The sequence below is a fragment of the Bacteroidia bacterium genome (assembly GCA_023228875.1).
Classification (GTDB): domain Bacteria; phylum Bacteroidota; class Bacteroidia; order NS11-12g; family UBA955; genus JALOAG01.
This window is the reverse complement of sequence record JALOAG010000068.1, coordinates 1-2,892: the sequence shown is the minus strand read 5'-3', so window position 1 is coordinate 2,892 and position 2,892 is coordinate 1. Positions and strand designations below refer to the sequence as shown.

The window sequence follows — 2,892 nt, the reverse complement described above, 5'->3', positions numbered from 1 at the left end:
CACTTCAATTTTTATCAACAGATTTAGATACAATTGCCGATCTTTTAGAGCAATTGTTTGTACCTCAAAACCACTACGTTGCTCTTTTAGGGGGCAACGTAGTTTCTGTAGTAGCATATTCAACATTCAATAGCCGCTCTATTACAATTAAAAGAAACAAGTTAGTAAAACACTTAGGAGCTGCTAAAGGGCTATACAGCTACTTTAGACTCTATAGAGCATTAGGGAAAAAACTCAACTTACACATTGAACAACTTTATATCGACACAGTAGTAACTGACAGTGCTTATCGAGGGATGGGGATAGCTTTAGAATTGCAAAAATACTTAATAGAGAGTCTTCCTTATAAAGAGATTCACCTTGAAGTTGCTCAAATGAACTTCAAGGCAATCAGGGTTTATGAGAAGATGGGTTTTGTAATTGATCAACACCTTAAAGAACGCTCATTTTGGAAACCCAACAGTGAGGGGGGTAAATTAATAATGTCCCTCACTAAAGCTGAGAAAATTCAACTTAGCGATAAACCATAGCAACAGCAATCATTAAAAAGAGTGATAATACACTATCGATGCTGATAGTGGTGTTTATGTAGTTAACGTGTCTAGGTTCATCTTTAGCTGCAATAATACTAATTAAGAACACTGGAGGTGTTAAAGCTAAAGTTAAAATTGCTTTTTGGTAAATAGGCTCAAATGGATAAATCGCCAGTAGCAACAAAGCAGCTGAAAAGTTGACAACCTTCCTAATCCCTATAGTTACTAAAGCCATCTTTAAATTGCTTTTATCAATTTTTAGTTGATACCCAATAGCAATTCCAATTAATGGAACAGTAGCAGCTGCTAAAGTTACTACAACTGAATTTAAGACATCGGGAAACTTACCCACCAAAGCGGGGATATTGGCAAATGCCATTCCTAAGAAGATTGCAATAATAAGAGGTGATAAAAAGATTGTTTTAACAATTTGTAATGGAGATTGACTTCCATGGTGTTTGTGTTGGTAGATTGTTAAGAAAAAGGCAAAGATAAACAAAGTGTGTCCAATATCTAAAAAGGAGAGGGCCCAAAGGTTGTGTTGTCCATAAAGGGCAATGAAAACAGCATATCCATACATCCCCAACTCATAACCACCAATTAAAAATGGGAAGTAAGGACTCTCTATTTTAAATATTTTTTTAATTGCAAACCCAATAAATAAAACTACTAAACAGAAAATGATGATTATTATTGGAATGACAAATTCACTAGCATTTATTTTAGCGTTTAAGAAAGTGGTGAACAGAAGGGTGGGGAGAGTAACATACAAAACAAGGTTCTTAAGTTCAACAATTGTGTTATCTTTAAAAAAGTTAATTTTGTTTAATAAAAAACCAACACTAAAAAGTAACAGTACTGGTAATCCAGCAACGAAGTATTGAGTCATTTGTATTCACCTATTTACAATAATATTCCTATATAATAGCCAAGTGGCCCCTCTTAGACAATCTAACTTACCATTTTTTCGTAAATAGAGTGAGTTTTTTGATCAAAGGAGACAAATACTACAGTCTCAATTTTATCTTCTGCTACTTCACTTAAGAATTTATCAACAGTAGTAATAGCTATTGAAGTGGCCTCTTCTAAGGGATAGGCATAAACTCCAGTGCTTATTGCAGGAAAAGCTATTGTCTTAGCACCTATTTCTAGAGCTACCTCGAGTGATCTCCAATAGGCACTAGAAAGCAGTTGTGCCTCATTGTTATTTCCCCCTCTATAAACAGGTCCCACTGTGTGAATTACAAAACGACTAGGCAAACGATAAGCACTAGTTGCTTTAGCATCGCCTGTGTTACACCCTCCTAAGGTTCTACACTCGTCTAATAATCTAGGTCCAGCTTTTGCATGGATTGCTCCATCAACACCTCCACCACCAAGTAGTGTAGTGTTAGCAGCATTAACTATGGCATCAACTTCGAGCGTGGTAATATCACCTAAATATAGGCTAATTCTTTTATCAACACCCATACCTTTACCCCCTGTTTAAAAGTATATCACAACTCTATTTGACTCCATTTGTTGTTTGTTAATACATTAACTTCTTTAAAGCCGAGTGTTTTTAATTGCTTATAAACAAAATCAAAACTGTGATCTAAATTCTCTTTGGTATGAGAATCAGAGTTAATAACTAAACTAATTTCCATCTCTTTAATTATTTTCAACAGTTCGTTTGAAGGATAAAAAGTGTCAGTATGGCCTCGAGCCATAGCTCCAGTGTTTATCTCAACTCTTACATTTTTCTCTTTTATTTTTTCTAAAAAGGAGGTGGCTCTTTTTAAATACCATGCTTCACTTGGTTTATAATAAATTGAGTGCTTATTATATTTTTCAATTAAATCGATGTGGGCAATAAAATCAATCTCATAATTGCTTATCATCTTCTCTTGTAAAGTAAAGTGGTGATCAACAAACTTTTTAATATCGTTGTTATAATTATCTTTTAACAAAAGTTTAAACTCATCAATTGGACCATCAATGGTGTAGTAAGTACCACTTAAAGGATGGTAGATGTAGTGAACTGCCCCAATTACATAATCTAATCTCTTTTTATACTCGTACCCTGCAAGTTCGCCTGTAGTTTCTATATAATCTAATTCTAGTGCCTTATAAAGTTCAATTTGCCCTTTGTACTTCTCTTTTAGTTTATTTAGTTCATTGATGTAGTAATCAAAGTCACTACTTTTCATATGCCAAGAGTCATCTAAAGAGTTTGGGGTGTGACAACTAAATCCTAAAGCATCAAAGCCCTTATCAATGGCAAATTGGACAATTTCCTCAATTTCCCCAATACCATCATCTAAGTGGCAATGACCATGGTAGTTACTTAAAAAGTTTGGCTTGTTCATAGGTTGTAATA

4 protein-coding genes are annotated in these 2,892 nt (G+C 34.4%); 1 reads left to right on the top strand and 3 read right to left on the bottom strand.

Going from position 1 to position 2,892, the window contains the following annotated elements; all coding sequences use genetic code 11:
- The coding region (locus M0R38_13385; GenBank protein ID MCK9482729.1) for a GNAT family N-acetyltransferase at positions 1-530 on the top strand (530 nt) is incomplete at its 5' end.
- Here the strand turns inward: M0R38_13385 and M0R38_13380 are convergent.
- From M0R38_13380 to M0R38_13370, 3 genes are all read right to left on the bottom strand, one after another.
- Positions 514-1,422, bottom strand: a complete 909-nt coding sequence (locus M0R38_13380) for an AEC family transporter (GenBank protein ID MCK9482728.1) — start codon at positions 1,420-1,422, stop codon at positions 514-516. The two genes, M0R38_13385 and M0R38_13380, sit on opposite strands and share 17 nt — an antisense overlap.
- 62 nt (positions 1,423-1,484) lie before the next feature.
- A complete protein-coding gene (locus M0R38_13375; protein ID MCK9482727.1) occupies positions 1,485-2,003 on the bottom strand; it encodes an O-acetyl-ADP-ribose deacetylase in 519 nt (172 codons plus the stop codon).
- Positions 2,004-2,029: 26 nt separating this feature from the next.
- Positions 2,030-2,892 (bottom strand): histidinol-phosphatase (locus tag M0R38_13370; GenBank protein MCK9482726.1); only part of this gene is annotated, 863 nt, incomplete at its 5' end.